Genomic DNA, 26,605 nt, shown 5'->3' with positions numbered 1-26,605 from the left:
CGAGAGGCGAGCTTGTAGGCAGCGCGAGCGGAGCGGTCAACGCATCGGCGGAGCAAGAGGCGAGTCTCAGTGCAAGCGCGCGCGCCCATGAATCTGCTGGTCGAACAGGCTGCCGTCACCGAAGGGGAGCAATGTGATCGTATAAGCGCGACCGCTGCCGTGAAGGTTCAGCCAGCCGGGAGTACAGGGCGCCGGATAATTGGGGGAAAAGGCGACCCCGATCCCATCGGTGACGACCCCAAGCGCGGGCGGGCTTGCCCCATCGGGCCAACGTCCGGCGAAATAGTCGAGCAAGGCGTTACCCGCGCGCTGCAGCGCTCCTTCGACCGAGGTCGCTGGCGAAAAGGCCGGGGCGCCGGCGGTGATCTCGGCCCACACTTCCATCCGGTGGTTCCACCAGGTCAGGCGGACGGTATCGCGCTCTGCGGTTACACCGATCAGCGCGGTCTGATCGCCAACTTCCATCACCCGCCCCGCACAGCGCGCAAGCCGTACGGCAAGGGCGGTGAGGCGGCGGTTGGGCCGGGGAAGCGGGCGTTGTGACCACTCGGTGCGCGCGTGCTCAAGGTTGATGTGCATGGTTCTGCCGATCATTATTGGATCATGGGACCACCGAGGCGCGCGATATGCCTCGGGCGAAACCACCGTCAGTGTGTCGTGCGCGAACCACGCGACAGCATCTCTTCCGCCGCCAGATGCATCGGGAACGGCTCGCCCAGCGTGGGCCGTCCGGCATCTGCAATCCGGCCGCTCGCCGCATCGGCAGCGTGTACGCTGTCGAAGGCCGTAACTTGCACCAGCCGATTGTGCGGTGCCGATGGGTCCGGCAGCAGCGAAACCGGGGCGGTGCGCAGCGGCGGAGGCGACTTGGGCTTGCGCGGGGCCGGCGTGGCGTGACGCTGACGCAAACCTTCGGTCATCAGCGCGAAACGCGGGTCGCGCGCGGTGAGTTCGACGATCGTCCGCGCCGCCGATTTAGTGATTTGGCGGACACGCTCCTTGGTAACACCGGTTTCGTTGGCGAGATCATCAAGCGTTGCCGTTTCAAAGATGCGGCGCGCGACGATTTCGCGATCACGCGAAAGCTTTTCCTCCAGCTTGTCCAGTTGCTCCGGATCAATGCCGTGCGTGGCGGTCTTGAACCGGGGTGCTCCCTCGATGCGGACGGGCGCGGCGCGCTTCGCACGGGGACGGCGGCGGAGTTGATCGAGCGAGACCTGCCGCAGATGATCGACATAGGCATCAATCAGCGTGTTCATGGCGGATTCGGCCAGATAGTTGGACGCGCACGCTTCGGTCTGCTCCAGCGCGAATTCGTCCTCGATCGTCACCTCAACCGAGCCGTCCTCATTTTCGGAGCGGGCGGTGAGCGCATCGAGTGACACCGTCATCGCACCAACCTTGCGCGCCGACGGGCGCTGATCCGCCATCATCCGGAAGCGCAGGCTCTGCAGTTCGCCGCGGATCTGCCAATTTACGAAAGTGGTGAATTGCGCCTTGGTCGGATCATACGCTTCGATCGCACGGTGGACCGCAATCGCACAGCACTGCTCTGCGTCGTCCCAATGTGCCGCGAGACCATATTGGCGAATGAAATGCCGGATGCGCGGGGCGATCAGCTTCAAAATGCCCGCAAAGGCGCGATCAACGGCAACGCGCTGGCGCGCAGTCTGCTTGGCATCGCGCGGCGTATTTTCGATGATAGCGGCGACTGCGGCTTCCAATGCTGCGGTGGTCTTCGACATCGATCTTTCCCCATAAACGGGCAGCCCCTACTGCCCTTCGTTCCGGGGACCGATTTGGTCCATAAATCCTAACAATGAGGAAATGATCCTATACGTAAATCTACAAAGCGCGGATTTTCGGTCGTTACAAGGATTTTTTATTTATATAAATCAATGTTATAGATGGTTATCAAAAATATCACTACATATATAGGATGATATCGCAATTGTTATCGGATATGCGCTTCCAGAGGGAGCTGGTGGCCATGATGGCCGCCGCACCGATGAATCAGATGGCAAAATTGGCGGGCTGAATCCGGCGATCGATATAGGCCAATAGCCATTGTTGATGCGCTCGCGTCGGGTCCCCCGCCTGGGCGATCCTTTTCTCCGCGTCGGCGGCTCCCACTTGTGCGCGCAACAGCACATGCGCGCGGGCGGGCAAAATTCCACCCTTCAAGAAGCGTACCGCATCGCCCAGCCCCAAATGATGCGCAAGGTACGCCGCACGGGCCGTGGTGTTGACGCTGTCGTTGGTGCTGATGCCGCGTCGCTGCAATTGTGACAAATTTTGTCGGGCGTAATCAGCAATGCCATCGATGGCGGTTGCCGGATCATACCGCAGCGCAAGCAAAGCGCCGCGCGCTGCGCCGCTGACCTTGCCATGCGCGTCGAGCCAGCCCTTGGCCTGCGCCGTTGCGTTCAGCGCGGTGCCCGGTGTCTCGGCAAGCCCCTCCCATGTCGCGTTGAGGAATTGACCGAGCCCCGCCGCACTCGACCGTGGATTGCGCGAATGGCAATTCCAGCTCCCGTCGCGCCCCTTGGCCGCCTCGGCATCGACGATGGTCGCGAGCGCGGTTGCCGGGATGCCGGTCCGCTGCGCGGCTTCGCACAACGCCGCGCGGAAACGGGCATTGGGCCCAAGGCCACCATCGGCGCCCGAGACGGACGCCGACGCGCCCGATACCGGGGCCGGTGCGGCGGAGGCTGGCTGCGCGGCAGCCGGCGCAATATCATCGCACGGACACGGAACCGCGTCTGGCGGAGTGCTATCCTGCTGGTTTGCGGGCGGTGCAAGCATTTTGAGGAGCGCGTCCATGTCGCTGCGCGTCAATGCGGGATCGGCGGCGGTACGCTCGGGCGCGCTGCTATCGCCCAGCGCAGCGCGCCACAGCGTATTGGCCAGTTCGGATTGCGCCGTGCGATAGATCACATTGGCGCGCTGCGTCGGTGACAGCGCAGCGAGGGCGGCTCGATCGATCATCAGCGCGCCGCCTTGCTACGCATGAGGCGGGCCGCGGCCATATCGTCCAACCGCCCTTGCTCGCTGACCTCCTCGATCCGCAGCGCCTCCTCCTGGTGACGGTCGACCGCGCCATCGATCACGCGCATTGCACCATAAGCCTCGGCGGCTTGCGCGCGGAGCGCCGCGAGCCGCGCCTCGGCACTGCGCGCTTCATTTTGCAGGCGCGCGCGTTCGGCCCGCATACGCGCAAGCCAGGCATCGGTTGAAATCCATCCCGCTGCATGTCCCATCGCGCGCTCGCGGGCGATCGACTCGACCAGGGCGTCGGATTCGCTTTCGATCCTGCTGTGCCGTTCCACCTCCACGCTGATTGCGACGCGGACCGTTTCGACCGCGCGGTGTTGCACGCGCTGTGCGGTGTCGAACGGCGTTCTCATGCCGCTTCCTCCACCAGAGCCGCCAGCGTGGCAAAAGCGGCAGCGCAATCGCCCCGATCGTCCTTGCCCTGGCGCAACATCGCTTCGATTTGCGGAGCGATGGCCACGGCGCGGTCAATCTCGGCGCTCGAACCCGCTTTGTAGGCGCCAAGGCGGACGAGTTCTTCCATATCGGCATAGGTCGACAGCAGCGCGCGCGCGCCGATGCGTGTCTTGTTTTCGGCGTCGTTCAGGCAATGCGGCAGGGTGCGTGACACCGATTTTAGGACATCGATCGCCGGATAGCGCCCACGCTCGGCGATCTTGCGGCTCATGACGACATGGCCATCGAGAATCCCGCGCACCGCATCCGCGACCGGTTCATTATGGTCGTCGCCATCGACAAGCACCGTGAACAGCCCGGTGATCGAGCCTTGGCCAGGCAAGCCGGGGCCCGCGCGTTCGAGCAGACGCGGCAATTCGGCGAACACCGTCGGCGTATACCCCTTGGTCGCGGGTGGCTCCCCCGAGGCAAGGCCAATCTCGCGCTGCGCCATTGCGAAACGTGTGACCGAGTCCATCAGGCACAACACGTTGAGCCCCTGGTCGCGAAAATGCTCGGCAATCGCCAGCGTCGTCCACGCCGCCTGACGCCGCATCAACGCCGGAGCATCGGAGGTTGCGACCACGACGACGCTGCGGGCCAAGCCTTCCACGCCAAGATCGTCCTCGACAAATTCCTGCACTTCGCGGCCACGCTCACCAACCAGCCCGATCACCGCGACATCGCACTGCGTCCAGCGCGCCAGCATCGACAGCAAAACCGATTTGCCGACGCCCGAGCCCGCAAACAGGCCAAGGCGCTGCCCTTCGCAAAGCGGGGCAAACACATCGAGCACGCGCACGCCCGTTTCGACGCGGCTGCCAACCCGCGCTCGATCGGCGGCAGGTGGCGGCGTCGCCTTGATCGGGCGCGGATCGGGTCCGAGCGGAAGCGGCCCGAGCCCGTCGATCGGGCGACCTAGGCCATCGACCATGCGCCCCAACCAGCCCGTACTAGGGCGGATCGAAACCTGGCCGGCGGTCAGATCCGCACGCATACCAAGCCCAACACCCTGCGGATCGGTAAAGGGCAAACAGAGGGCGATGCCGCGATCAAGCGCGGTCACCTCGGCTTCGATGTCGCCCCCGGCGATGCGAACGCGGCTACCGATATGGGCCGCGCCTACCAACCCTTCCACCTCGATCAACGCGCCGCGCACCGCGACAACCCGCCCGAACCGGGTATCGGGTGAGAGTGCGCGGATCGCCCGCGCCGCGCCCGCCAACGTTGGCATGGCCGGCTCAGGCCTCTACGGTTTCGACGGAAGGCGAAAGCGCCTCAAGCGCCATCAAATCACGTGCCGGTGCCAGCGCGCGGTAAAATTCGGCCTGCGCAATGTCGGTGGCGAAGCGCACGCAGGCATCCTTGGCCGCAGCCGATGCGTGGGGATGCAGGATCTCGCGCAGCGCGACCAATGTCGCTTCCTGATGCTTTTCGCGATCGTCCGGGTCGATATAGGCGAGCATACAGGAGAAATAGAGTCGGCGTGCTGGTGTGGTCGCCTCCTCCGGGCGCATAACTTCCCGACCGCGCAGGATCGACACCGTATTTTCGATGCGCAACTGCGTTCGGCCAACGGCGCTGATGACGGCGCCATTCAGGATGGCCTTCTCACCATCACGCAATGTGATCCTCAACATGGTCGTCGTGTCCTCCAAATCTCCAACCGTTATAGGATCATTGACGACGAACCGCTCGAACAGGGCGGCAAAAATTGCCGCCTTGCCCATATAGCAGAAATTCTTGGCTGTTGATCGGTCTCTGCGGCGATGTCTTCCTATAACAAAACGAGCGTGCCGTGTGCTGCGCGCCACAAGGAGATCCGCATTGAGCCTCTATTCCGCCCTGTACGCCGGCGTTTCCGGTCTGAATGCTCAATCCAGCGCCATGGCGACGGTTGCTGACAACATCACCAACATCAACACGGTCGGTTATAAAGGGTCCGAAGCGCAGTTTCGCACGCTCGTGACCGATGGCCGTGCCCAGGCTAATTATTCTGCGGGTGGCGTCGCCGCCGTCTCGGTCGCGCAAGTGTCCAAGCAGGGCTTGATCCAGTCCTCCAGCAGCAACACCGACCTCGCGATTGACGGCGGTGGCTTCTTCGTAACGCGCACCTCCACCAGCAGCACCGCCGATCCGGCCTTTACGCGCGCCGGGTCGTTCCGGCCCGATTCCGAGGGCTTTCTGCGCAATGCAAGCGGGCTCTATTTGCAGGGTTGGCGACTTGATGCGCAGGGTGGCTTCACCAACACCGGCGGCCTGAACGGGCTGGAATCGGTCCGCGTCAGCGATCTTGTTGGAACCGCGCTGCCGACCACGCGCATCCAGGTCCGCGCCAATCTGCAATCGACCACCGCAGTCCATGTCGGCGCGTACACGGCGGGCAACCTTGCCAGCGGCACCGTCACGCCCGATTTCAAACGCTCGTTCGACGTTTACGATTCGCAGGGCGGATCGCACCGCTTGACGATGGCCTATCTGAAAACCGGTGCAAACCAGTGGGCAGCCGAGACCTATGCCGAACCGGCCACCGATGTAACGGCGGCGGGCGGTGTGTTGTCCAGCGGAACGCTCGCCTTCAACCCCGACGGCAGCCTCAACAAGACCGGCTCGACCGCGAGCTTGTTCAACCCGCTCAGCATTTCCTGGACCAACGCTGCGGCCTCGGCACCCGTGCAACTGGCCATCGGCGATGACGCCGGCATCAACGGCATCACCCAGTTCGGCAGCGAATCCGCGCTGATTTCGTCCAACGTCGATGGCGGGATGCTCGGGCAATTGTCCTCGATCGACATTACCAAGACCGGCCAGGTCAACGCGGTGTTCGCCGACGGCACCACGCGCGCGGTATTCCAGCTCCCGATCGCCAATTTCCAGAACCCCGACGGACTGACACGCCTGTCCGGCAACGCGTATGCGAGCAGCAAAAATTCGGGCAGCCTTACCCTCAACAAGCCAGGCTCGCTCGCCGCAGGCACCGTCGCGGCAAGCTCGCTTGAAGCCTCGACCGTGGATTTGGCAGGGGAGTTCACCAACATGATCCGCTTTCAGCGGGCCTATAGCGCTGCATCCAAGATCATCACCACTGCGGATGAAATGCTACGCGAAGTCAGCGATCTGAAGCGTTGATCGGGGAATGATGGGGGCCGGTCATGTCGCTTGGTGAAATTCTGGGGTCGGCGACATCGGGGCTTGCGGCGGCGCAGGCCGGCTTGCGTACGATATCGAACAACATCGCCAATGTCGGCGTGGTGGGCTATGCCCGCGAACGGACCTCGCTGACGACCAGGGTCAATTCCGGAAGTGTTTCCGGGGTGGTTGTTGGCGAGCCGCAACGGATCGCCGACCGCTTTCTGGAAGCGTCGGTTTATCAACGCGGTGGCGATTTCGGGCGGGCTGACGTGACGTCGTCTTATCTCGATCGCCTGCAATCGCTGCTCGGCCAGCCCGGCGACGCCGCGAGCCTGCCTGGCAGGCTCGATTCGATCGCGGCCTCGGCGATCGCAATGACCGGATCGCCCGGGTCGGCCCAGACCATCGCCTCCTTCACCGGTAACGTGCAGGATGCGATTTCGTCGATGCAACAGCTCAACGGCGACGTCACCACCTTGCGCGCCGACGTAGAGGGCGAGGTCGGCACCACCGTCGACCAGATCAACGGTCTCCTGTCGCGCATCCACGATCTGAACGGTGCAGTCTCGCAGCAAGTCGGACAAGGCCGCAGCCCATCCGGTGCTGCCGACCAACGCATGGCAGCGATTACCGAACTCAGCAGCCTCGTCGCGGTGACGGTGCGCGATCAGCCCGATGGCCGCGTCACCATCGAAACCGCGGCGGGCGCCACGCTGCTCGATCGGCGGTTGCGCCAATTGTCCTATGCCGGTGCCGGCGGCGCGGGTGCGCAAGCCGCCTATCCCCCAATCGACATTCGCTTTGCCGACCCCGGCGGCGCTACGCCGGCAACCGGCGAGAAGATCGAAACCGCCGCCACCGGCGGCAAGCTTGGCGGATTGCTCGATTTGCGCGACCGGGCCCTGCCCCAGTTTCAGGAGCAGCTCGGCACCGTTTTCACCGGCATGGCCGAAGCGCTCAACTCGGTGTCGAATGCCGCGACGACCGTGCCCGCGCCAAACGAACTTGATGGTCGGCAAACCGGGCTCGTCGGGGGAGACCGGCTTGGGTTTACCGGCTCGGCCACGTTCGCAGTCGTCGCCAAGAACGGCACCCTCGTCGCCAGTACCAAGGTTGATTTTTCCAGTTTGCCCACTGGCGCGACAATCGATGACGCGGTTGCCGCGATCAATACGGGCCTGGGCGGTGCCGCAACCGCCAGCTTCACTGGTGGCGTGTTGACCTTCAAAGCGACGGCCAGCGGCAACGGTGTTGCCATCGCCCAAACGCCCGGCACACCAAGCGACCGCGCGGGAATTGGCTTTTCGCAATTTTTCGGCATGAACGACTTAATCCGGAGCGATTCCAGCGCGTTGACGCCAACCGGCTTCGTCGCCAGCGACCCGCACGGGTTCGGGTCCGGCGAAAGCACAAACGTCGTGCTGCGCGACGCGTCGGGTCGGGCCTTGACCAACTACACCCTCACCGGGTCGGTCGGGCCGACTTTTGGCGATCTCGTCACAGAATTGAACGCGTCGCCATTGGCGCAATATGGCAGCTTCGCGCTCGATCAGCGCGGGCGCGTGGAATTTTCACCCGCTGCCGGCCTGTCCGGTGCCGTGCTGTCCATACCCTCGGATTCGACCAACCGCTACGGCAGCGGGCGCTCCTTCTCGGCGTTATCGGGGTTGACCGGCGAAACCAGCGGCCTTGGGCAGGCGCAGGTGCGCAACGACATCAACGTCAATCCCAACAAATTGCCGCTCGCTATGCTCGATACGACTGCAACGGTCGGGGCCAAGGCGCTTGGCGCGGGCGACATCCGCGGCGCAACCGCCTTTGTCGATCGTCTCGGCAAAACCATCGATCTGGGCAAAGACGGCGTCGTCACGCTCGATCATGTGTCGAGCGCCTTGCTGGGCGGCGCTGGTTTAAAAGCCAGCCAGGCCAAGACCACGCTCGACAATGCCACGGCGCGCCGCGACGACGCGATCAATCGGCGCGACAGCTTTTCGGGCGTGAATATCGACGAAGAATTGTCGCAAATGGTCGTGCTGCAAAGCAGCTATTCCGCTTCGGCCCGTGTCATCACCACCGCCAACAGCATGTATGACGCGCTGCTGGCGATGATCCGATAGGAGCGAGACCCATGAACCGCATCGCCACCATCCCGCTGCAACAGGTGATGACCAACGCCATCCAGCGTGCGCAAGCCAGGCTCGCCACGTCGCAGCAAAACCTTGCCACCACCAAGAAGGCCAACACCTTCGCCGACCTTGGCAACGAATCGGTCCGCAACCTGTCGGCCCACAGTATGCTCGCCCGCCAGACCGCCGAAACGACCGTCGCCAAGCGCGTGCAAACGACGCTAAGCATCTATGACGCACAACTGTCGGGAGTCGAGACCTCGGCCGAGGGTCTTCGCCAAAGCATTCTGACCGCGCTCGGCAACGGCCAGACGAGCGGTTTGCAGGCGACGATCGACGGCGCGTTCGAACAATATCGCAACGCCCTCAATGCGACCGAAGGCGGTGTCGCCATGTTCGGTGGCACGCAGACCGACAGTCCGCCGTTCAAGGCCAATACCCTTAGCGACCTGGTCGGGCTGTCAGCGTCCGACGCTTTTGCCGATGATGGCGTCGTGGCGTCGGCACGCGTCGCGGATGGAGTGGATGTGCCCTATGGGATCGGTGCGACCGCCGCAGGCGGCGGGCTTTACACCGCATTCCAGTCGCTCGCGCAGGCCGGCACGATCGGCGCGACGCTGACCACCGCGCAGAAAACCGCGTTGAACACCGTCGTCGAACAGTTGCAAACCGGGCTCGGTTCGCTGCGCGCGGTTAACGCCGAGAACGGACGCCGGACATCGCAAATCGAAAATGTCATCAACAGCGGCGAGCAGCGCAAAACGCTGCTGACCGGAGTCATCGGCGCGAATGAAGATGCCGATCTCGGCCAGGTGGCGACCGACATTGCGCAACAGAAGATCATCCTCGAGGCGAGCTATTCGGTGTTTTCGCAACTCTCCGGCCTCAGCCTCGTCCAATATCTGAAATAAACGCGTCGGCCCGCCGCGCCCGCGAAAGGGTGCGCGGATCGACGCGCGCGCTTATCCCGGCGTGGAGGCGAGCAGGTCGGCATAGACGCCCGCCGGGCTGGCTGAGGGAATCGCCGCCATTGCCGAACTGATCTTGGCGGAATCGACCGTGCCGACCGGGCTGGTCAGCACATCGAATACCGAGGCGCTGGGAAGCATCGCGAAGGCACCCTGATAGCGCGCACGCAGGGCCTGCAGCTTATCCTCCCGCCCGATCATGGCGAGCGCAATCGCATGGCGGAGGATGGTGGCCTGCGCCACTTCGCTCAACCCCGCTTTGGCCGGCAACGACGCACCGGTCGCGGTTGCCAATCCATTCCAGTCCCGCCGCCGCCACAGAATTTCGGCGCGGATCGCAGCACCATCGGGCACATCGGCCAGCGCGGCAAAGGCGGCGTCGGTCTTGCCCAATAGCGCCAGCGCCACCGCCTCGACACGCTGCCGATCCCAGATCATCGGCTGCGGATATGTCGGCCCGCTGCTGTCGCGCAGCGCCTCGATTGCCTTGGCCGGATCACCCGCCAGAATCCGCAACATGGCTACCCGCACCGATAGCGGCCCTTTCGCGACGTCGGTGGCACGCGCGGTGAGCTGATATTGGAGCAATTCCGCCGCCCGTGCATACAGGCCCGCAGATTGTAACCGGTCGGCGAGGTGAAGTGCCAGGAGATCCCCATCGGCACCGGCTGGCGTTATTTCGCGATAGTCCCAAAACAGCCCGGCCACGTCAGGCAAGGGCATTTTCGAATCCGGGGCCAGTGCCGCAGAAAGCGATTGCTGGAGCTGGGATAGAACCGGAGCGGCACCGGCACCGAGATTGCAATAGCGCAGCAACGTCGACCCCGTCCGCAAAATCACCACCGGATCGTGCGTTGCTTGCGCTTGCGCCAATTCCAGCAGCAGAACGCGGCGCTCGAAATCTCCTCCCCGCCAGCCGAAGCGGATCGCGCCGAGCTGTCGCACGGCGGCGGCGGGCGCAAGGCGGCGTTGCGCAATGCCGATCGTTGCCAGGCCCAATGCGGCCTCCGCGCTTTCCCCGCGCCCTGCCGTGGTGCTCACCTTGGTGAACTGCGCACGGGCGTTGGCATAATCGCCCAGGCCCAGATACGCCCGCCCCCGCAGCACGCGAGCATCGTCATCATTATTCTGCCGCTTCAACCAGTGCAGCGCCTGCGACCAGCGACCAGCGGCCAGCGCCGCCCGTATCGCCGCCACGGCAAAGGGTCGCCGCTCGTCGGGTGGACGATGGTTGATTGCCGGCAACGCACAATGCACCTGCCCCAGCGCTTCATCGCCCTTGCCGGAATCCGCCAGCGCGCGCAGCCGCCAGGCACAGGCTTCGGCATTGCCCAGCAGGGCGGGGCCGGACAGCACGGACAGCGCGGCGCTCGCTTGGCCAAGCCCCGCAAACGTCGCGCCACGCGCGAGCTGAAACGACGGGACTAGCAACAAATCGGGATCATCCGCCGCCATGACCTGCAACACGCCCAGCGCCTCGGAAAAGCGATCCTTGCCAATCAGACTGCGCGCCAATCCCCAGCGCGCGGCCTGCCGCGTGGCAGGGGTAGTGCGGGCCAGCGCCGACCACGCATCGGAATCCGCCAACACAACCCAGGCACCGCCATTGTTCAGACCGGGCTGCGCCGTCAGGATCGGCGCAAACCCCGGAAAGCGGGGACGTTGCGGCAAGGGCGCGGGGGCATTTGCGGCGGCGACAACGGCGGCAGAGGGCGTTGGCGACGGAATCGCGGGCGCGGATACCGTCGCCGCCGGCGCAGGAGCAATGGCGGGCTTGGTAGAATGGGGCGCGGCGGTGGCAGAGGCGAGCGCGACGAGCGAAACCAGCCGCATCAGCGCGCCAACATCGCGACGCCAAGTCCGGCCCCGCCAAGGGCACATCCCAGGCAGAACATCAGCGACGGCAGCAGCATCCCTGCCTTGGCGGGGGGAACGTTGGTTTCGGGGGATGGCGTTGCGACGACGTCCCCTGCCCGCAACGCACCCGTGGGTGCCGCACCCACATCGCTGCTGGCGACAACGCGAACGCGGGCGCGACTAGGTCGCTGATCGTGGCTCATGGTGATACGCCTTTTCCTCTATTCCTCTATTATAGAGGGAGTGCCCCGCCGATGACCGTGATGGCGCACCACACTGGAGACATCATGCGCCCTCGCTTCGTCCGTGCCATCGCCGCCTTGCCGATCCTGATCGCCAGCACCGGGGCCTCCGGCGGCGAAAGCGAGTCCGCGCACCCGGCGCCGCAATATGTCGCGCTCGACGGCTTCGTCGTCCCGATCGTCGATTCCAATCGGCTGACGGGAAACCTGCGGCTCAAGATCGTGCTCGATGCCGGCGACGCCGCCAACGCGGAAAAGGTGAAGCTGCGTTTGCCCATATTACGCCAGGCGGCGATGGGCAGCGCGATCGACTTTGCACGCCTGCACGCCTCCCCTTTCCTGCCGGTCAATGCCGAATTGCTCGAACAGAACCTGACCACCGCAATGGCGGGCCCGGATCTTGGCCAGGCCCACGTGCTGATTACGGAGGTGTCGGCGACGAACGGCTGACCGGTTGCGCAGGGCGAACCGGCGCTCTGGTCACGCCGCTTCCCGGCTTCTTCCCGGCATTTGCGTTACGACGGGCCAAGGCCATGCTGAGATTGGCCGCGCCCTGCGGCGTCATGCTGGCCAGGATCAGCGCGGTCGACCGATCGCGCATTTTCTGCGCAACCTGCATCTGCACGTCCATTTCGAGCTGCTCGAAAACCGCGGCCGCGCGCGCGGGCTTCATTGCCTGATAGATCCGCGCGAGATTGTCATATTGCGGATCGCTCGGTTCCGCTGCACCCGCTACGGGCTTGGCGACGGCGGCGGCATCCTGCCGCGCGGCCATATCGGCCTTCAGCCGGGCCTCGGCGGCGCGCGCCGCCTGTTCGCGCATGTCGAGCGCACGATTGCGCTTCTTGGTTGCGGCATCGCGCGCGCCAAGATCTCCCTCAATCGCGCTGCCCAGCCGCGTCGGTTGCGGCTGATCGGCGAGTGCCGGCAATGCGGCGGTGACACCGTTGGCAAAAATCGAGAGTCCGGCGGCAACCGCCGTCATCACCAAAAGCGAGGGGCGACCCATTATGCGTCCGCCCCGATATAGGCCGCCAGCGTGCGTTCGGCATGGGCACGCGTATTTGCGGCAGACGTGGCCTCGACGATCCGGTCGGCGGCGGCATCGGCGATCTCGATGATGATCCGCAACTCGTCGCTCAGCTTTCGCGCATCTTCGGAACAACGCCCATTGGCGGCAATCCCGTGCGCCAGCATCGTCTTCATCTCAGACAACACCGACTTGGCGCGCTCGGTCGATTCATCCAGCGCGGCAACCACATCGGACAAAGGAGCGTTCCGCATCGCCTTCAGGCTGCGCATCATCCGCACGCTCTGGATCAGCACCGCTGCGCAAAACAACGCGGTGGCGATATTGGTACAAGCGACGAAGTTCATGACGCGCTCTCCTGATAGGGGTTTTTGGATATGCCGGTGATGAGGCGCACGGCCATTTTGCCGCTGCGTTGGCCGATTTGCGCACGACCGAGCGGCACCCCGCCGCAGCGCAGCTCAAGCGGGGCATCCGGGCTTTGCGAAAGATTGACGACATCGCCGACCGCGAGACTGCGCAATTTGTCGAGCGACATCGCGGTCTCGCCCAACACCACGTCGAGCGCGATGTCGGTCTTCTTGATTTCGGAGACCATATGTTCTTCCCAAATATGGTCGCGACCGCTCTTCTCGCCCATGAAGCGCTGCAGCAATTTCTCGCGCACCGGCTCGAGCGTGGCATAGGGCAGCAGCATCGAGAATTTGCCGCCACGCCCGTCCATGTCGACACGGAAGGTCGCCACCGCGCAGATGTTGCTGTTGCCGGCGATCGCGGCAAAGCGCGGGTTGGTCTCGATCCGTTCCAGATCCATCGTGATCGGCTCGATCGGGGCGAAGGCTTCGGAAAAATCCGACAGCGCGAGTTCGAGCATACGCGACACCAGCTTGGTCTCGATCGTCGTAAACGCGCGACCGTCGATCAACACCGGCGCGCTGCCGCCGCGCCCGCCGAGCAGCGCGTCGACGACCGCGTAAATCAGGCCGGATTCAACCGTAACGAGCCCGTAATTCTCCCATTCCCGGATGTGGAATACGCCGATCATCGCCGGCAATGCGACGCGCCCGACAAATTCGCCGAAACGGGTTGAGGTAACCTCCTCCAGGCTGACCTCGATCGCATCCGAGGTGAGGTTGCGCATCGAGCTGGAAAAGGCCCGGACCACGCGGTCGCACACCACCTCCAGCATCGGCAGGCGTTCGTGCGCAATGACGCGCGATTCCAGCACCGCGCGCAGGCCCTTCTTGGCCTCCTGCGGAACCCCGGTGTCGCCGAACATCGCATCGATGGCCGCCTGATCGAACGTGCCATCCCCCAATATGGCACCACCGATCGGCACATCGGGCAGATCAAATTCTTCGAAATCACTGCTCATTGCTGCACCAGATCCTGGATCAGAACGTCCTTGACCGAACCTTCGCCAAGCGCGGCGACCGTGCGCACCAGCAACTCTTCCTTCACGCGGAACACCGCTGCCGACCCGGCGAGATCTTCCGGACGCAGTTCGCGCAGAAACGGCTGATACGCATCGAGCACCAGCGGCAGTCCCTCCTTGATTTCTTCTTCCTTCATCGTGCCCGGCACGAGCATGACATGCACCTTCAGGAAGTGGGCCGCGCCGTCGGGTGAGCGGATGTTGACGACCATCGCGGGGATATCGACGAACTTCGCGCCCTCTTCCGAACCCTCGCCGTGCTTTGCCGTTTCGGCCTTCGCAGTCTCCGCTTTGGCCGCCTCCGCCTTTGGATCGCCTTTGCCGCCAAGGAAGAAGAAGGCCCCGCCGCCCGCCGCCAGCAGCAACAGCACCGCGGCAGCGACGATAATCAGCAGCTTCTTCTTACCCGCCTTGGGCGGTGCGACGACTGCGCCGTCCTCGCCCTCTTCGTTCAACGTGTCGGTTGGCTCTGACAAGGCCCAAATCCCCATGATTGTTTCACCGCGCGATCAACCTGCGGGGTGATTTCATCCTATTATAGGATCAATGGGCGGCAAATTCTGCCTAGTGACCCAGATCGACAAAGATTTCGAAAGCAACCGCCGATGGATGTCTCTTCCTATGTGCTGCTGAGCCACGAGCAGGCGTTGCGCCGTCGGCTCGACGTGGCGGCGAACAACATGGCCAACATCTCGACCGTGGGATTCAAACGCGAACAGCCTGTCTTTCACGATTATGTCGAGCGTAGCGACACCGCCATCACCGAGGATGCCAAGACGACGGCTTTCGTGCTGGATTACGGGGCCACGCACGACGCCAGCGCTGGCGCGTTTCAGGCGACGGGCAACCCGCTTGACGTGATGATCGACGGTCCGGGCTATCTTTCCGTCGAGGCACCTGGCGGGGCAACGGCTTATACCCGCGCCGGGCTGATTCAGGTGCTGCCATCGGGTGACCTGGCAACAGTCGGCGGACAACGTTTGCTCGGCGAAGGCGGCAAGCCCATCAACATTCCACAACAGGATGCTGGCAACCTGTCGATTGCGACCGACGGCACCGTGTCCGGCACCACCGGCCCGCTCGGACGCCTCGCCGTCACCGTTTTCCCGAGCGAAGCAGGGGTAACCCCACGCGGCGACGGGCTGATGGCGGCAAGCGGCGGGCGGGAACTCACCGCCGCCGAGACCAAAGTGCGCAGCGGCGGAGTCGAGGGATCGAATGTCCAGCCGATCAGCGAGACCGCCGACATGGTCGAGATCCTGCGCGCCTATCAGGCGAGCCAGCAAATGACCCAAAGCATGGCCGATCTACGCCGCAAGGCGATCGACCAGCTCGGCAAGGTCGGTTGAACCCAATCCGCATTTCCCAGCATTTCCATTGTGAAGGGCCCTTATCATGCGTTCTCTTTCCATCGCGGCGACCGGTATGCTGGCGCAGCAAACCAATGTTGACGTCATTTCGAACAACATCGCCAACATGAACACCGCCGCCTTCAAGCGGCAGCGGGCCGAGTTTCAGGACCTGCTCTACCAACAGGTTTCGCGCCCCGGCGCGGCCTCGGCCGGCCCCGATGCCAAGGTCCCCTCGGGCATTCAAATCGGCGCCGGCGTCAAGACAGGCGGCGTCTACCGCATCCTGGAACAAGGTGCGCTGACCCAGACGAGCAACCCACAGGATGTCGCCATTCAGGGCAAGGGCTATTTCCAGGTGACGCTCCCGTCGGGCGAGACCGGCTATACGCGCGACGGCAGTTTCCAGATTTCCGACCAGGGCGAGTTGGTGACGCAGGACGGCTATGCCGTGCAGCCGGGCATTACCATCCCCCAGGGCACGGTCGATTTCAACATCTCGAAGACGGGTGAGGTGCAAGTCACGCTCGCGGGCAATCCGGCACCGCAAACCGTCGGTCAAATCCAGCTTGCGTCGTTCATGAACGAATCCGGGCTGGAGGCGAAGGGCGGCAATCTCTTCCTGGAGACCAGCGCCTCGGGCAAGCCGACCGCCGCCAACCCCGGAGAACCCGGTTTCGGCACGCTGAGCCAGGGCTTTATCGAGGCGTCGAACGTCAATCCGGTCTCGGAAATTACCGCGCTGATCAGCGCCCAGCGCGCCTATGAAATGAACAGCCGCGTCGTGAAGACCGCCGACGAAATGCTGTCCACCACGGCGCAAATGCGATGACCTCGCTTTTCGGCCGCGCCGTGCTCGCCGCGCTGTTTGGCGTGATGCCTGCGATCGCCGTGGCCCAGCCACCCGAGGCGGTCCGCGTCGCCGTGCTCGACCATCCGGTTGCGCGCGGCGACGTGCTCACCCCCACCGACTTTGCCGAGGAAGAGCGCAGTGTCGCGCAGGCCCGTGGTGCCCTGTCAGCGCGCGACTGCGTCGGCATGGAGGCACGCCGCGCGCTACCCACTGGATCGGTTGTCCTGAGTTCCGATCTTATGCCGCCGCAACTCGTCCGCCGCGGCGAACCGGTGATGATCCACGTCGTCAACGGTGGCCTGACGATTGCCGCAAGCGGTCGCGCACTCTCCAGCGGGGCAAAAGGCGACATGGTCCGCGTGGTTACCAACACCACCAGCCGCACGATCGACGGTATTGTCGACGCGGCGGGCACGGTGCGCATCGTCGCGCCCTGAAATCAACGCTCCACCCGACGCATCCATCGGCCCAAACCGAGAGAACCTTTATGAAAAAGACCCTAGCGCTGCTTCTGCTCGCCAGCACCCTCGCCGGTTGTGGCATTCCGGGCCGTCTGGCGAGCGTCGGCAAGCCGCCGAAGCTGAGCCCCTCCGGCACCGATGACGGTGCCGCGATCGAACCATCACTTTCGGCCCCGTCCGATCGTCGCGGCCCGGCACGCTCCGCCGTGAACCCCGCGCTCGCGCCCGCCCCCAACGCATCGCTGTTCCGCACCGGCGCGGGCGCCTTTTTCCGCGATCAGCGCGCTTCGCAAAAAGGGGATATTCTGACGATCCGTATCAACATTTCCGACAAGGCCGATCTCGGCAATTCCACCACGCGCACGCGCGGCGGGACCGAAACCAGCGGGATCAGCGCGTTGCTCGGGCTGCAGAACCCCCTCACCAAGATTTTGCCGGGGCAGGTCGACCCGTCCAAGCTGGTCGATACCAAATCGGCTTCAGGGTATAATGGGGCGGGCACCGTCGCGCGGTCGGAAAAGATCAATATGACGATGGCCGCGATCGTCACCGACGTCATGCCCAACGGCAATTTGATGATCCGTGGGCGACAGGAAGTGCGCGTCAATTTCGAAATGCGCGAATTGATCGTCACCGGCATCGTCCGCCCCGAAGACATTGGCCGCGACAACAGCATTGCGCACACCCAGATTGCCGAAGCGCGGATCATCTATGGCGGGAAGGGGCAGTTGACCGACGCGCAACAGGCGCGGTGGGGGCAACAAATTTACGACGCGCTCTTCCCCTTCTAAATTTCCTTATAATATCGGATACTTATCAAACGAGCTCCACATATTCGGCCCGCTTTCCCGACCCGGGGAAAGCGGGCCGCCTGCGTTTAATCGTGGGCGAACATATCGTTACCGTCCGGTAACCTTGAATAATCCGCCAATCGATTTTGGTAATCCAATAACTTTCCCAAAATGAACAGGTGAGCGGCATTTTTTCGCCGCGCATCGCCGGGGCGGCGTCCAGCCCCAGGCCGCAGAACGTGGCTCTCAATCCTAGAAGGAAATATGTATGAGCTTTTCGGTAAACACCAATGTCGGCGCGATGACGGCTCTCCAGAGCCTGAGCCAGACCGGCAAGTCTCTCTCGATGACCCAAACCCGCATCACGACCGGCCTGGCCGTTTCCTCGACCAAGGACGACTCGGCTTCCTTCACGATTGCTCAAGGGCTTCGTGGCGATGTGGGTAGCCTGAAGGCCGTCAGCACCTCGCTCAGCCGCGCCAAGAGCGTTGTTGACGTGGCAACTGCCGGTGCCGAGCAAATCTCGGATCTGGTCAACCAGATGAAGGCCAAGGCAACGACCTCGAGCGACACGGGCCTTGATGCCGCCAGCCTGACCGCCAACGCGAAGGATTTCACCGCGTTGAAGGATCAGATCAAGACGGTCATCGATTCCTCGTCGTTCAACGGTACGAACCTTCTGTCGAGCGTTGCTGGCGGGACCGTCAAGGCGCTGCAGTCGACCAGCACGACCGCAGCCACCCTCGACGTTGCCAACCAGGACTTCGAGACTGGCGTCACGACGGCGATTGGCGCCACCTTCACGACCGCAGCGGGCGCGAAGACCATGGTCGATACGCTCAACACCGTGTCCGATACGATCAACGCAAGCTTGAGCACGCTCGGTTCGGCGTCGCGCAAGATTGACAGCCAGACGAGCTTCGTCAGCAAGCTGTCGGACACGATCAATACGGGCATCGGCAATCTCGTCGATGCGGATTTGGCCAAGGAGTCTGCAAGCTTGCAGGCGCTGCAGGTCAAGCAGCAGCTCGGCGTGCAGGCGCTTTCGATCGCCAACCAGGCCCCGCAGGCGATCACGTCGCTGTTCCGTTAAGAGAGATCAGCAACCGCGTATCTGGTTGCTGCACTGGGGTCGGCACGGGAAACCGCGTCGGCCCCTTTTCTTTTACCATCTGCGTTTCATCGGGCACCGCGACCGAATGCGGTCGCGATCCCCGCTATAATGGAACAAGGATAACGGGAGTTGAGCATTGTCGCTGCGAATTAGAGAGATAGCCGACGGGCTGGGCAGCAGGCTTCGTGTAACGGCCGAAGATCGCCATGCGGGTAGCCTGGTGATCCTGGAACGGGGTGACCTTGGCAACGGCACACGGGCGCTGCTCGATCGTTATGGTGCCGAAGTATTACGCGCCTTTCTGATGGCGGCGCGGTTGTCGGTGACAGGCGGCCTTCCCGACGAAATCGTCGGCGGCCCCTTTGCCACGCAATTCCGGCTGGTGGTCGATCCAGTCGTCAATCTGGCGTTGACACAGGATGGCGGCCTCGTCGCCCTGGATATTCCCGCGTCGCTGTGGGACCGGCTCTATGCCGAGCTTTGCCTGATTTCGGCCCATACCAGCGAAGGGCTGCGCACGCCTAACCGACCGATCCGCTACAATTAGCGTCCCACCCGCTGCGCTGCGGGCTGGTTTCATATTTTGTGATTTGCCCGCTAAGACAGCGCACATGCTGCGCGCCTTCCTTCTTTCGATCGGCCAGATCGGCGACCGCGCCTTTGCTGCGGTCTTCCTCAAGTCGCTTGCGGTGACATTGGCGCTGCTGGCCGCCTTGGGAGGCGGGCTATGGTATGGTGCAGCCCGGCTGACGGCGTGGCTCGGCTGGGGCGCGGGTGCCGGCGGGCTGCTCGGCGCGGTGGCGCTGTTGGCGGCGTTCGGGCTTGGCTGGCTACTGTTCCGCGCGGTCGCGGTCGGTGTGATGGGGGTTTTCGCCGATGCTATCGTGATCGCGGTGGAGGCCAAACATTATCCCGCCGCCCTCGCCACGGCGCGCGATGTGCCGCTGGCACGCGGTATCGCGCTCGGTCTGCGTTCTGCGATGCGCGCACTCCTCGTCAACTTCGCGCTGGCGCCAATCTACATCGCCTTGCTGGTCACCGGGGTGGGCACATGGCTCCTGTTCTTTCTGGTCAATGGCTGGCTGCTTGGGCAGGATCTCGGCGCGATGGTTGCCGCCCGCCACATCCCCAATGCGATGATGCGAGACTGGCGCAAGACGGGCGCGGTCGATCGTTTTGCGCTGGGGGTTGCGGGCACCGCGCTGTTCATGGTTCCGATCCTCAATCTGTTCGCGCCAATCCTTGGCGCGGCGATGGCCACCCATCTGTTCCATTCGGGGCGAAACACATGAAGGTTCTTGGCGCTTTGACGGCGGGGTTGCTCGTTACAGGCTGCGCGACCACCGGGGCACCGGTCCCCAGCACCGTGCGCCCGCCCCTTATCCCGATCCCGACCGGAACCACCGGGCTTGACCATGTGCTGGGGGCGAATGCGGCCAATTTGACGCGGATGTTCGGCCCGCCCGTCGCCGATATTCGCGAGGGCACCGCGCGCAAGCTGCAATTCGGCAACGCGACCTGCGTGCTCGACACCTATCTCTACCCCAAGGGTAGTGCCGAGCCGGTGGTTACCTATCTCGATGCACGCCAGACCGATGGATCGCCGATCGACCGCGCGAGCTGTGTCGGCGCCTTGCAGGCCGGACGACGGAAGTAGCGCGCGCCTAGGCCAGCCGCGCCAGCGCCCACCCCGCGGCTTCCGCCACCACCGCATTGGCATCGTCGAGCAACCGCTCCACTGGCGCGCGCAGCGCCGCGTCGCCGCTATTGCCCGCCGCGATCAGGCAGTTGCGCATCATCCGGTCGCGCCCGATGCGCTTGATCGGCGAACCTGAGAACACTTGCCGGAATGCGGCATCGTCGAGCGCGAGCAGGTCGGCCAGCGCCGGTGCTGCGAGTTCCGCGCGCGGGCGGAAAGCGCGGTTGGCATGCGCCGCTGCGGCGAACTTGTTCCACGGGCACACCGCCAGGCAATCATCGCAGCCATAGATACGATTGCCGATGCTCTCGCGAAATTCGAGCGGAATGGGCCCGGCATGTTCGATCGTGAGGTAGGAAATGCAGCGCCGCGCATCGAGCCGGTAGGGTGCGGGAAAGGCATCGGTCGGGCAGGCGCGCTGACACGCGTCGCACGAGCCGCAGCGGTCGATCGGCGCATCTCGACCGCCCCCTTCCCGCTTCCCCGGCGAAGTCGAATCCGCGAATGCCGTTACCTCCAGCGTCGTGTAAATCGCCCCCAGGAACAGCCAACTCCCCTCGTGCCGGCTCACCAAATTGGTGTGCTTGCCCTGCCAACCCAACCCCGCCGCCGCCGCCAGCGGCTTTTCCATCACCGGCGCGGTATCGACGAACACCTTAAGGTCGATCCCCGGCACTTCCGCCACCAGCCAGCGCGCAAGCGCCTTGAGCGCGCGTTTGACCACGTCGTGATAATCGCTGCCCTGCGCATAGGTCGAAATCCGCCCGATGCCCCCTTGCCCGGCCAGCGCCAGCGGATCACGCGCGGGGGCATAGCTCATCCCCAGCGCAATGACGCTGCGCACTTCGGGCCACAATCCGGCGGGCGATTCGCGGTGATGCGCACGCGCCTCCATCCAGATCATCTCGCCATGCCGTCCTTCGGCCAACCACTCCCGCAGCCGCGCCGCCGTCTCGGGCGCGGCATCGGCGGAGGCGACACCGCAAGCGGCGAACCCACATTCGGACGCCTTCGCCACCAGGCGGGCATGGAGTGACTTGTCGAACTGCACCACCACCCGCTACCACGGGCACCGCCCAACAGGGAATTGGGCTGGAACAGGGAATTGGCGTTGGAGCAGGAATTCGCGGTCCACGCATCGGGCCTGGTCAAACGCTTCGGCGACCGGCGCGTCGTCGACGGGGTCGACATCGCGGTGCCAGCGGGCACGATCTACGGCGTGCTCGGCCCCAATGGCGCGGGCAAGACAACGACGCTGCGGATGCTGCTCGGCATTATCGAGCCCGATGGCGGCACGCGCACGCTGCTCGGCCATGATCGCCCGCGCGACGCCAGCGACCGCGTCGGCTATCTGCCCGAAGAACGCGGCCTGTATCCCGCGATGCGCGCCAAGGATGCGATCGCCTTTATGGGCGCTTTGCGCGGGCTAGACCTCAAGACCGGGCGCAAGCGCGCGGTGGCGCTGCTCGAAGCCACCGGGCTTGGCCATGCGGTCGATACCAAAATCCGCAAATTGTCGAAGGGCATGGCGCAACTCGTGCAATTGCTGGGTGCTGTCGTGCATCAACCCGATCTGCTGGTGCTCGACGAACCCTTTTCCGGGCTCGACCCGGTCAATCAGGAACGGCTGGAGGCGCTGATTCTCGCCGAGCGCGATCGCGGGGCGACGGTGTTGTTCTCCACGCATGTCATGGCCCATGCTGAGCGGTTGTGCGACCGGCTCGCCATCATCGCGGGCGGAAAACGCCGCTTCGAGGGCACCGTCGCCGAGGCGCGCGGCCTGTTGCCGATGCGCGCGCATTATGTGCCCGAACGCGACGACGCCACCATCGCCGCGCATTTGCCGCAAGACGCCACGCATGATGCACAAGGGTGGCATTTCGAAGTGCCCGATGGCGGGGTCGAGCAAGCGCTCAGCCGCCTGATCGGCGCGGGCCACGGCATTGCCGGTCTCTCGATCGAACGCCCCGGCCTGCATGACGCGTTCGTCCGCATCGTCGGCAAGGCCGCCCTGGAGCAAGGCCAATGAGCAAGCTACCGCGCATCATCCGCCAGACCTTTACCATCGCCCGGCGCGATTTCGTGGCGACGGTGTTCACCCCCACCTTCCTGCTGTTCCTGCTCTCGCCGCTGTTCACGATCGGTTTCGGCTTGGTCGGTGGAATGGGCGCGTCGAGCGTGGCCAGCGGATCGACCGACAAGACGCGAATCGTCGCGATCGTCGCACCCGCGCAGCAAGCGGCGATGCGCGCCGCCGACGCACGGCTGCGTGCGATGTTCCCGCGCGGGGATCGCCCTGCCACGCTGACGCTGGAAAATCCGACCGCCGACCCGCAGACGCAGGCGCGCGCGGCCTTCACGGTACGCAAGGGGACGGACGTTTCCGCAGCCCTGTTCGGCAATCTCGCCCATCCGACGATCCTCTACGATGGCCAGGGGCGCGGCGATGCGCGTTATATGGCGGCACTGGCCGAGGCGACACTGCGCACCGATCCCGCGCAGACCGCACCGCTCAGCACTGCGACATTAACCTCGATCGCGCGCGCCGCGCCGACTGAGGGTGGCCATAAACAGGCGGCGTTCATCGCCGTGATCGGCATCTTCTTCCTGACGCTGCTGCTCGCGGGCCAGGCGGTTGGCACGATGATGGAGGAACGCAGCAACAAGGTGATCGAAGTGCTCGCCGCTGCCGTTCCGCTGGAGGCGGTGTTCTTCGGCAAACTGCTTGGCATGTTTGGATCGGCGCTGCTGTTCGTCGCTTTCTGGGCGACTTTGGTCAGCCAGGTCGGCGGCATCCTGCCCGCGCAATATGCCAGCGCGATCGGCCAGATTGGCCCGGCGGTGGGCGTGCCGATGTTCTTCCTGCTGTTCTTCGCCTATTTCGCAATGGCCTATCTGTTGCTCGGTGCGGTGTTCCTGGGCGCAGGCGCGCAGGCTTCCACTCCGCGCGAATTGCAGATGCTGTCGCTGCCAATCACCATCATTCAGGTCGCGATGTTCGGGCTTGCGCTGAAAGCAATTGGCGCGCCCGATGCCGCCTCGACGCGCTTTATCGAGCTGTTTCCGCTGAGCTCGCCTTACGCAATGGCGGCGCGCGCGGCCGACAAGCCCGAATTGTGGCCGCATCTCGTAGCGCTTGGCTGGCAAGCTTTGTGGGTGGCGATCGCGATCACAATCGGCGCGCGGGCGTTCCGGCGTGGCGTGCTCAAATCGGGTAGCGGACGGCCGCTGTTCCGGCGGCGAAACACTGTTGACATGAGTGTCAGTTAAGGCTCTTCTCTCTCCATAAAAAGACAGGAGAGTGATGATGGCGACTCTGGCACCCGAAGCACCCGTGCGCGCGGTCGATCCGCTCGATGTCAGCCGTCCCGAACTGTATCGCGACGATGTGTGGCAAGCGCCCTTCCGCGAATTGCGCGCGACATCGCCGGTCCACCGCGTCGAGCATTCGGACTTCGGCCCCTATTGGTCGGTCTCCACCTACAAACCGATCATCACCGTTGAATCGCTGCCCGATCTCTATTCATCGCAGGCCGGTGGCATTACGCTGGCCGACTTCATCGAAAATAACCCGACCGACGTGCGGATGCCGATGTTCATCGCGATGGACCGGCCCAAACATACCGGGCAACGCCGCACCGTCGCCCCTGCCTTTACCCCTTCCGAAATGGTGCGGATGAGTGACAATATCCGCACGCGCACGTCCGAAATTCTCGACTCACTCGACTGGAACACGCCGTTCGACTGGGTCGACACGGTCTCGGTCGAGCTGACCACGCAAATGCTGGCGATCCTGTTCGATTTTCCGTGGGAAGAACGTCGCAAGCTGACCTTCTGGTCGGATTGGGCGGGCGACATCGAACTCGCCAAGAATGACGAACTACGGCTCGAACGGCTGAAGCACATGTACGAGTGCGGTGCCTATTTCCAGAATTTGTGGAACGCCAAGGTCGGCAAGGATCCGACCCCCGACCTCATCTCGATGATGATCCATTCCGACGCGATGGCCGAGATGGACCAGATGGAGTTTCTCGGAAATTTGATCCTGCTGATCGTCGGCGGCAATGACACCACGCGCAACACGATGAGCGCGGTCGCCTATGGACTCGACCTGTTTCCGGACCAGCGCGCGAAGCTCGAGGCCAATCCATCGCTGATCCACAATGCCGTGCAGGAAGTGATCCGCTGGCAAACGCCCCTCGCACATATGCGCCGCACCGCCACCGCCGATACCGAATTGGAGGGGCAACAGATCAAGGCCGGGGACAAATTGGCCCTATGGTATTTGTCCGCCAATCGCGACGAGAGCGTGTTCGAAAACGCCGACCAGATCATCGTCGATCGCGCCAATGCCCGTCGTCATCTGGCGTTCGGCCACGGCATTCACCGCTGCGTCGGCGCGCGGCTGGCCGAATTGCAGGTTTCGGTGCTGCTGGAGGAAATGGCCAAGCGCCGGATGCGCGTGAACGTGCTGGGCGAACCCGAGCGTGTCGCCGCCTGTTTCGTCCACGGCTATCGCAAGCTGCCGGTGGAGATCAGCCGCTACTGAGCGTGGCTCGGTTCGGCTTGGGCATTTCTGTGGCGAGCGACTCCGTATCGCCCGCGCAATCGCCACGCTCGGGTGCGATTGCAGCGGGCTTTTTGCGCCCCATCGTCCAATTCGCCTGCATCCGCACGCGCGGATTGGGCGCGCACCAGATTTCACCGGTCTCGTTGATCGCGGTGACCCAGATAAGGTTGTGCTCCCGACCGTAATCGATCACGGCGAAGGCGTAGCCCGCGCCCTTGTCGAGCACATGGACCGGGAGCGGTGGATCGAGTTGCTGCATCGTCATATGCCAGAAGCGCGCGAAATCACATCCGGTTCCGGCCTGCTGCATCCGCCGGGAAGGCAGGTGCGTAACTATTGCGTGCCGACCAGCGTATAACGGCATGAAGCCCGAAAAAGGACCCACCGATGCAAGCCCTGTTGCCCCACCGTCGCCAATTCCTCACCCTCGCAGGCACTGGTGCCGCCGCCGTCGTCTTGTTCGGTTGCAAAGGCGCCTCGGCCACCCCTCCCGAGCATTTCGAAGTGGTGTTGAACGACGCCGCCTGGCGCAAGAAACTGTCGCCAGCCGCTTACGCCGTGCTGCGCCATGAAAACACCGAAACCCCCTTCACCAGCCCGCTCAACAGCGAACATCGCGCAGGGGTTTTCGCGTGCGCGGGCTGCGCGCTCCCGGCCTTTTCGTCCAAGACGAAATTCGACAGCGGCACGGGCTGGCCAAGCTTCTGGGCGCCGCTCGCCAATGCGGTGCGCACGCGTGAGGATAGCTCGCTTGGCTTCACCCGCACCGAAGTCCATTGCCGCCGCTGCGGCGGGCACCTCGGTCATGTGTTTGATGATGGCCCGCAGCCAACGGGCAAGCGCTATTGCATGAACGGCGTGGCGCTGAGCTTCACGCCCGGCAAGGCATAACGCCTGCCGACGCAGCGGGGTCGGCGGCTTAGAAGCGCGTCGACCCCTGGCTGAGCGAAGCCAAAATGATCGGCGCCTTGGCGGCGGGATCGATCACATCATCGCCCTGATCGTTCAGCGGCGCATGTCCAGCGTAAATGAAACCCTTGGTCGGATAGGCCGACGTACCGAGCCCCCCCTGCGGGCCGTACCAAACCTTGACGCGGGTCCAGTCGCCGTTCTCGGAGATATCCACCGCGCGCACATCGCGCTCCACGCCGCCGCGGCGCGACCAATTGGCGTGGGTCAGCAGAACTTCACGATCGTTGATAACTTCGCTGACCATCGCGACATGGCCAAGGCGCATCCGGCTGGTCGAAGCGAAGGCCAGTACCGCACCGACCTTGGGGGCATGACCACGCGCATAGCGACCGGCAGCCTGGCCCCACCAGGTATTGGCATTGCCGCGAAGTTCGATACCGGAAATCATCCGCGCATAAGGCGCGCACTGCCAGAACTGGGCCATCGCCGGGGTCGCCGTCATCAGGGCGCAAGATACCACCAGCGCAAAACGCGCTGCCAAAGTCCGGATTGTCATGTGACCCCCTCAGGTCGCGAT

31 protein-coding genes are annotated in these 26,605 nt (G+C 64.0%); 16 read left to right on the top strand and 15 right to left on the bottom strand.

Annotated features, from left to right (window positions below; genetic code table 11):
- Positions 1-66 precede the first annotated feature (66 nt).
- The 6 genes from WC704_RS07770 to WC704_RS07745 all read right to left on the bottom strand — a co-directional run bounded on the left by WC704_RS07770 (position 67) and on the right by WC704_RS07745 (position 5,303).
- Positions 67-594 carry a hypothetical protein gene (locus tag WC704_RS07770; RefSeq protein ID WP_372889343.1) on the bottom strand — a complete coding sequence of 176 codons (528 nt, stop codon included), beginning with the start codon at positions 592-594 and terminating at the stop codon, positions 67-69.
- Between the two features lie 53 nt (positions 595-647).
- Entirely contained in the window at positions 648-1,745 is a 1,098-nt protein-coding gene (locus WC704_RS07765) for a sigma factor-like helix-turn-helix DNA-binding protein (protein ID WP_372889342.1), read from the bottom strand.
- Between the two features lie 268 nt (positions 1,746-2,013).
- Positions 2,014-2,988, bottom strand: coding sequence for a peptidoglycan-binding protein (locus WC704_RS07760; RefSeq protein WP_372889341.1), 975 nt, complete (start codon positions 2,986-2,988; stop codon positions 2,014-2,016).
- Positions 2,988-3,407: a hypothetical protein gene (locus tag WC704_RS07755; protein WP_372889340.1), complete on the bottom strand. Its 420-nt coding sequence runs from the start codon at positions 3,405-3,407 to the stop codon at positions 2,988-2,990. The genes WC704_RS07760 and WC704_RS07755 overlap by 1 nt, the downstream gene beginning before the upstream one ends.
- Positions 3,404-4,723, bottom strand: coding sequence for a flagellar protein export ATPase FliI (gene fliI / locus WC704_RS07750; RefSeq protein WP_372889339.1), 1,320 nt, complete (start codon positions 4,721-4,723; stop codon positions 3,404-3,406). Before fliI ends, WC704_RS07755 begins: the two co-directional genes overlap by 4 nt.
- A 7-nt stretch (positions 4,724-4,730) precedes the next feature.
- Positions 4,731-5,303, bottom strand: coding sequence for a flagellar biosynthesis repressor FlbT (locus WC704_RS07745; RefSeq protein ID WP_372889338.1), 573 nt, complete (start codon positions 5,301-5,303; stop codon positions 4,731-4,733).
- Positions 5,304-5,316: 13 nt separating this feature from the next.
- Here WC704_RS07745 and WC704_RS07740 point away from each other — a divergent pair, with 13 nt between their 5' ends.
- The 3 genes from WC704_RS07740 to WC704_RS07730 are packed head-to-tail and all read left to right on the top strand — an operon-like array spanning position 5,317 to position 9,658.
- Positions 5,317-6,618 carry a flagellar hook protein FlgE gene (locus WC704_RS07740; RefSeq protein ID WP_372889337.1) on the top strand — a complete coding sequence of 434 codons (1,302 nt, stop codon included), beginning with the start codon at positions 5,317-5,319 and terminating at the stop codon, positions 6,616-6,618.
- A 23-nt stretch (positions 6,619-6,641) separates the two neighbouring features.
- On the top strand, positions 6,642-8,738 hold the full coding sequence (locus tag WC704_RS07735) for a flagellar basal body rod C-terminal domain-containing protein (RefSeq protein WP_372889336.1): 2,097 nt from the start codon (positions 6,642-6,644) through the stop codon (positions 8,736-8,738).
- A gap of 11 nt (positions 8,739-8,749) precedes the next feature.
- Positions 8,750-9,658, top strand: coding sequence for a flagellin (locus tag WC704_RS07730; protein WP_372889335.1), 909 nt, complete (start codon positions 8,750-8,752; stop codon positions 9,656-9,658).
- 51 nt (positions 9,659-9,709) lie between these two features.
- Here the strand turns inward: WC704_RS07730 and WC704_RS07725 are convergent, their stop codons facing one another.
- Both WC704_RS07725 and WC704_RS07720 read right to left on the bottom strand, forming a co-directional pair.
- On the bottom strand, positions 9,710-11,548 hold the full coding sequence (locus WC704_RS07725; protein ID WP_372889334.1) for a hypothetical protein: 1,839 nt from the start codon (positions 11,546-11,548) through the stop codon (positions 9,710-9,712).
- A complete protein-coding gene (locus WC704_RS07720; RefSeq protein WP_372889333.1) occupies positions 11,548-11,775 on the bottom strand; it encodes a hypothetical protein in 228 nt (75 codons plus the stop codon). Before WC704_RS07720 ends, WC704_RS07725 begins: the two co-directional genes overlap by 1 nt.
- An 84-nt stretch (positions 11,776-11,859) precedes the next feature.
- Here WC704_RS07720 and WC704_RS07715 point away from each other — a divergent pair, with 84 nt between their 5' ends.
- On the top strand, positions 11,860-12,264 hold the full coding sequence (locus tag WC704_RS07715; protein WP_372889332.1) for a hypothetical protein: 405 nt from the start codon (positions 11,860-11,862) through the stop codon (positions 12,262-12,264).
- Here the strand turns inward: WC704_RS07715 and WC704_RS07710 are convergent.
- From WC704_RS07710 to WC704_RS07695, 4 genes are read right to left on the bottom strand one after another with little or no spacing between them, the layout of a single operon-like run.
- Entirely contained in the window at positions 12,236-12,823 is a 588-nt protein-coding gene (locus tag WC704_RS07710) for a MotE family protein (protein ID WP_372889331.1), read from the bottom strand. The two genes, WC704_RS07715 and WC704_RS07710, sit on opposite strands and share 29 nt — an antisense overlap.
- A complete protein-coding gene (locus tag WC704_RS07705; protein WP_372889330.1) occupies positions 12,823-13,191 on the bottom strand; it encodes a DUF6468 domain-containing protein in 369 nt (122 codons plus the stop codon). Before WC704_RS07705 ends, WC704_RS07710 begins: the two co-directional genes overlap by 1 nt.
- Positions 13,188-14,219 (bottom strand): flagellar motor switch protein FliM, encoded by a 1,032-nt coding sequence (fliM, locus tag WC704_RS07700; protein WP_372889329.1) that lies wholly within the window; start codon positions 14,217-14,219, stop codon positions 13,188-13,190. The genes WC704_RS07705 and fliM overlap by 4 nt, the downstream gene beginning before the upstream one ends.
- Positions 14,216-14,770: a flagellar basal body-associated FliL family protein gene (locus WC704_RS07695; RefSeq protein WP_372889328.1), complete on the bottom strand. Its 555-nt coding sequence runs from the start codon at positions 14,768-14,770 to the stop codon at positions 14,216-14,218. The genes fliM and WC704_RS07695 overlap by 4 nt, the downstream gene beginning before the upstream one ends.
- 114 nt (positions 14,771-14,884) lie before the next feature.
- Here WC704_RS07695 and WC704_RS07690 point away from each other — a divergent pair, with 114 nt between their 5' ends.
- The 8 genes from WC704_RS07690 (at position 14,885) to WC704_RS07655 (ending at position 20,504) form a co-directional block, all read left to right on the top strand.
- Positions 14,885-15,628 carry a flagellar hook-basal body complex protein gene (locus WC704_RS07690; protein ID WP_372889327.1) on the top strand — a complete coding sequence of 248 codons (744 nt, stop codon included), beginning with the start codon at positions 14,885-14,887 and terminating at the stop codon, positions 15,626-15,628.
- 46 nt (positions 15,629-15,674) lie between these two features.
- Positions 15,675-16,460 carry a flagellar basal-body rod protein FlgG gene (gene flgG / locus WC704_RS07685; RefSeq protein ID WP_372889326.1) on the top strand — a complete coding sequence of 262 codons (786 nt, stop codon included), beginning with the start codon at positions 15,675-15,677 and terminating at the stop codon, positions 16,458-16,460.
- Positions 16,457-16,918: a flagellar basal body P-ring formation chaperone FlgA gene (flgA, locus tag WC704_RS07680; RefSeq protein ID WP_372889325.1), complete on the top strand. Its 462-nt coding sequence runs from the start codon at positions 16,457-16,459 to the stop codon at positions 16,916-16,918. The genes flgG and flgA overlap by 4 nt, the downstream gene beginning before the upstream one ends.
- 50 nt (positions 16,919-16,968) lie before the next feature.
- The gene (flgH, locus tag WC704_RS07675; protein WP_372889324.1) at positions 16,969-17,733 is read left to right on the top strand and encodes a flagellar basal body L-ring protein FlgH; all 765 of its coding nucleotides are present in this window, start codon (positions 16,969-16,971) and stop codon (positions 17,731-17,733) included.
- Positions 17,734-18,001: 268 nt separating this feature from the next.
- Complete coding sequence (locus WC704_RS07670; RefSeq protein ID WP_372889323.1) at positions 18,002-18,826, top strand: flagellin; 825 nt, start codon at positions 18,002-18,004, stop codon at positions 18,824-18,826.
- Positions 18,827-19,067: 241 nt separating this feature from the next.
- Positions 19,068-19,394 (top strand): hypothetical protein, encoded by a 327-nt coding sequence (locus WC704_RS07665; RefSeq protein WP_372889322.1) that lies wholly within the window; start codon positions 19,068-19,070, stop codon positions 19,392-19,394.
- A 64-nt stretch (positions 19,395-19,458) separates the two neighbouring features.
- Entirely contained in the window at positions 19,459-20,139 is a 681-nt protein-coding gene (locus WC704_RS07660; protein WP_372889321.1) for an EI24 domain-containing protein, read from the top strand.
- On the top strand, positions 20,136-20,504 hold the full coding sequence (locus tag WC704_RS07655; protein WP_372889320.1) for a hypothetical protein: 369 nt from the start codon (positions 20,136-20,138) through the stop codon (positions 20,502-20,504). The genes WC704_RS07660 and WC704_RS07655 overlap by 4 nt, the downstream gene beginning before the upstream one ends.
- Before the next feature lie 7 nt (positions 20,505-20,511).
- On the opposite strand, the gene queG is transcribed toward WC704_RS07655, so the two are convergent.
- Complete coding sequence (gene queG, locus WC704_RS07650) at positions 20,512-21,603, bottom strand: tRNA epoxyqueuosine(34) reductase QueG (RefSeq protein WP_372889319.1); 1,092 nt, start codon at positions 21,601-21,603, stop codon at positions 20,512-20,514.
- 48 nt (positions 21,604-21,651) lie between these two features.
- Between queG and WC704_RS07645 the strand changes: the two genes are divergently transcribed.
- Genes WC704_RS07645 through WC704_RS07635 form a run of 3 tightly spaced genes read left to right on the top strand, consistent with a single transcriptional unit; the run spans position 21,652 to position 25,095 of the window.
- A complete protein-coding gene (locus WC704_RS07645) occupies positions 21,652-22,575 on the top strand; it encodes an ABC transporter ATP-binding protein (protein WP_372889318.1) in 924 nt (307 codons plus the stop codon).
- Complete coding sequence (locus tag WC704_RS07640) at positions 22,572-23,816, top strand: ABC transporter permease (protein ID WP_372889317.1); 1,245 nt, start codon at positions 22,572-22,574, stop codon at positions 23,814-23,816. The genes WC704_RS07645 and WC704_RS07640 overlap by 4 nt, the downstream gene beginning before the upstream one ends.
- A 37-nt stretch (positions 23,817-23,853) precedes the next feature.
- Entirely contained in the window at positions 23,854-25,095 is a 1,242-nt protein-coding gene (locus WC704_RS07635; protein WP_372889316.1) for a cytochrome P450, read from the top strand.
- Here WC704_RS07635 and WC704_RS07630 read toward each other — a convergent pair.
- On the bottom strand, positions 25,082-25,381 hold the full coding sequence (locus tag WC704_RS07630; protein ID WP_372889550.1) for a hypothetical protein: 300 nt from the start codon (positions 25,379-25,381) through the stop codon (positions 25,082-25,084). The two genes, WC704_RS07635 and WC704_RS07630, sit on opposite strands and share 14 nt — an antisense overlap.
- A 122-nt stretch (positions 25,382-25,503) precedes the next feature.
- Between WC704_RS07630 and msrB the strand changes: the two genes are divergently transcribed.
- Positions 25,504-26,007 (top strand): peptide-methionine (R)-S-oxide reductase MsrB, encoded by a 504-nt coding sequence (msrB, locus tag WC704_RS07625; protein ID WP_372889315.1) that lies wholly within the window; start codon positions 25,504-25,506, stop codon positions 26,005-26,007.
- A gap of 28 nt (positions 26,008-26,035) precedes the next feature.
- Here msrB and WC704_RS07620 read toward each other — a convergent pair whose 3' ends face one another.
- Positions 26,036-26,584 carry a CHAP domain-containing protein gene (locus tag WC704_RS07620; RefSeq protein ID WP_372889314.1) on the bottom strand — a complete coding sequence of 183 codons (549 nt, stop codon included), beginning with the start codon at positions 26,582-26,584 and terminating at the stop codon, positions 26,036-26,038.
- Positions 26,585-26,605 lie beyond the last annotated feature (21 nt).

Source organism: Sphingomonas sp. (assembly GCF_041661885.1).
In the GTDB taxonomy this organism is placed as follows: Bacteria; Pseudomonadota; Alphaproteobacteria; order Sphingomonadales; family Sphingomonadaceae; genus Sphingomonas.
This window is presented reverse-complemented; position numbering and strand designations above follow the sequence as displayed.

Bases quoted from the DNA above. Each gene is read 5' to 3' on its own strand.
- WC704_RS07720 (WP_372889333.1), bottom strand. From the start codon at position 11,775: ATGAGCCACGATCAGCGACCTAGTCGCGCCCGCGTTCGCGTTGTCGCC.
- WC704_RS07715 (WP_372889332.1), top strand. From the start codon at position 11,860: ATGCGCCCTCGCTTCGTCCGTGCCATCGCCGCCTTGCCGATCCTGATC.
- flgG (WP_372889326.1), top strand. From the start codon at position 15,675: ATGCGTTCTCTTTCCATCGCGGCGACCGGTATGCTGGCGCAGCAAACC.
- WC704_RS07635 (WP_372889316.1), top strand. From the start codon at position 23,854: ATGGCGACTCTGGCACCCGAAGCACCCGTGCGCGCGGTCGATCCGCTC.
- WC704_RS07770 (WP_372889343.1), bottom strand. From the start codon at position 594: ATGATCGGCAGAACCATGCACATCAACCTTGAGCACGCGCGCACCGAG.
- flgA (WP_372889325.1), top strand. From the start codon at position 16,457: ATGACCTCGCTTTTCGGCCGCGCCGTGCTCGCCGCGCTGTTTGGCGTG.
- fliM (WP_372889329.1), bottom strand. From the start codon at position 14,219: ATGAGCAGTGATTTCGAAGAATTTGATCTGCCCGATGTGCCGATCGGT.
- WC704_RS07710 (WP_372889331.1), bottom strand. From the start codon at position 12,823: ATGGGTCGCCCCTCGCTTTTGGTGATGACGGCGGTTGCCGCCGGACTC.
- WC704_RS07755 (WP_372889340.1), bottom strand. From the start codon at position 3,407: ATGAGAACGCCGTTCGACACCGCACAGCGCGTGCAACACCGCGCGGTC.
- WC704_RS07725 (WP_372889334.1), bottom strand. From the start codon at position 11,548: ATGCGGCTGGTTTCGCTCGTCGCGCTCGCCTCTGCCACCGCCGCGCCC.
- WC704_RS07670 (WP_372889323.1), top strand. From the start codon at position 18,002: ATGAGCTTTTCGGTAAACACCAATGTCGGCGCGATGACGGCTCTCCAG.
- WC704_RS07690 (WP_372889327.1), top strand. From the start codon at position 14,885: ATGGATGTCTCTTCCTATGTGCTGCTGAGCCACGAGCAGGCGTTGCGC.
- WC704_RS07630 (WP_372889550.1), bottom strand. From the start codon at position 25,381: ATGACGATGCAGCAACTCGATCCACCGCTCCCGGTCCATGTGCTCGAC.
- WC704_RS07765 (WP_372889342.1), bottom strand. From the start codon at position 1,745: ATGTCGAAGACCACCGCAGCATTGGAAGCCGCAGTCGCCGCTATCATC.
- fliI (WP_372889339.1), bottom strand. From the start codon at position 4,723: ATGCCAACGTTGGCGGGCGCGGCGCGGGCGATCCGCGCACTCTCACCC.
- msrB (WP_372889315.1), top strand. From the start codon at position 25,504: ATGCAAGCCCTGTTGCCCCACCGTCGCCAATTCCTCACCCTCGCAGGC.
- WC704_RS07655 (WP_372889320.1), top strand. From the start codon at position 20,136: ATGAAGGTTCTTGGCGCTTTGACGGCGGGGTTGCTCGTTACAGGCTGC.
- WC704_RS07705 (WP_372889330.1), bottom strand. From the start codon at position 13,191: ATGAACTTCGTCGCTTGTACCAATATCGCCACCGCGTTGTTTTGCGCA.
- WC704_RS07730 (WP_372889335.1), top strand. From the start codon at position 8,750: ATGAACCGCATCGCCACCATCCCGCTGCAACAGGTGATGACCAACGCC.
- WC704_RS07695 (WP_372889328.1), bottom strand. From the start codon at position 14,770: ATGGGGATTTGGGCCTTGTCAGAGCCAACCGACACGTTGAACGAAGAG.
- WC704_RS07660 (WP_372889321.1), top strand. From the start codon at position 19,459: ATGCTGCGCGCCTTCCTTCTTTCGATCGGCCAGATCGGCGACCGCGCC.
- WC704_RS07620 (WP_372889314.1), bottom strand. From the start codon at position 26,584: ATGACAATCCGGACTTTGGCAGCGCGTTTTGCGCTGGTGGTATCTTGC.
- WC704_RS07760 (WP_372889341.1), bottom strand. From the start codon at position 2,988: ATGATCGATCGAGCCGCCCTCGCTGCGCTGTCACCGACGCAGCGCGCC.
- flgH (WP_372889324.1), top strand. From the start codon at position 16,969: ATGAAAAAGACCCTAGCGCTGCTTCTGCTCGCCAGCACCCTCGCCGGT.
- WC704_RS07735 (WP_372889336.1), top strand. From the start codon at position 6,642: ATGTCGCTTGGTGAAATTCTGGGGTCGGCGACATCGGGGCTTGCGGCG.
- WC704_RS07640 (WP_372889317.1), top strand. From the start codon at position 22,572: ATGAGCAAGCTACCGCGCATCATCCGCCAGACCTTTACCATCGCCCGG.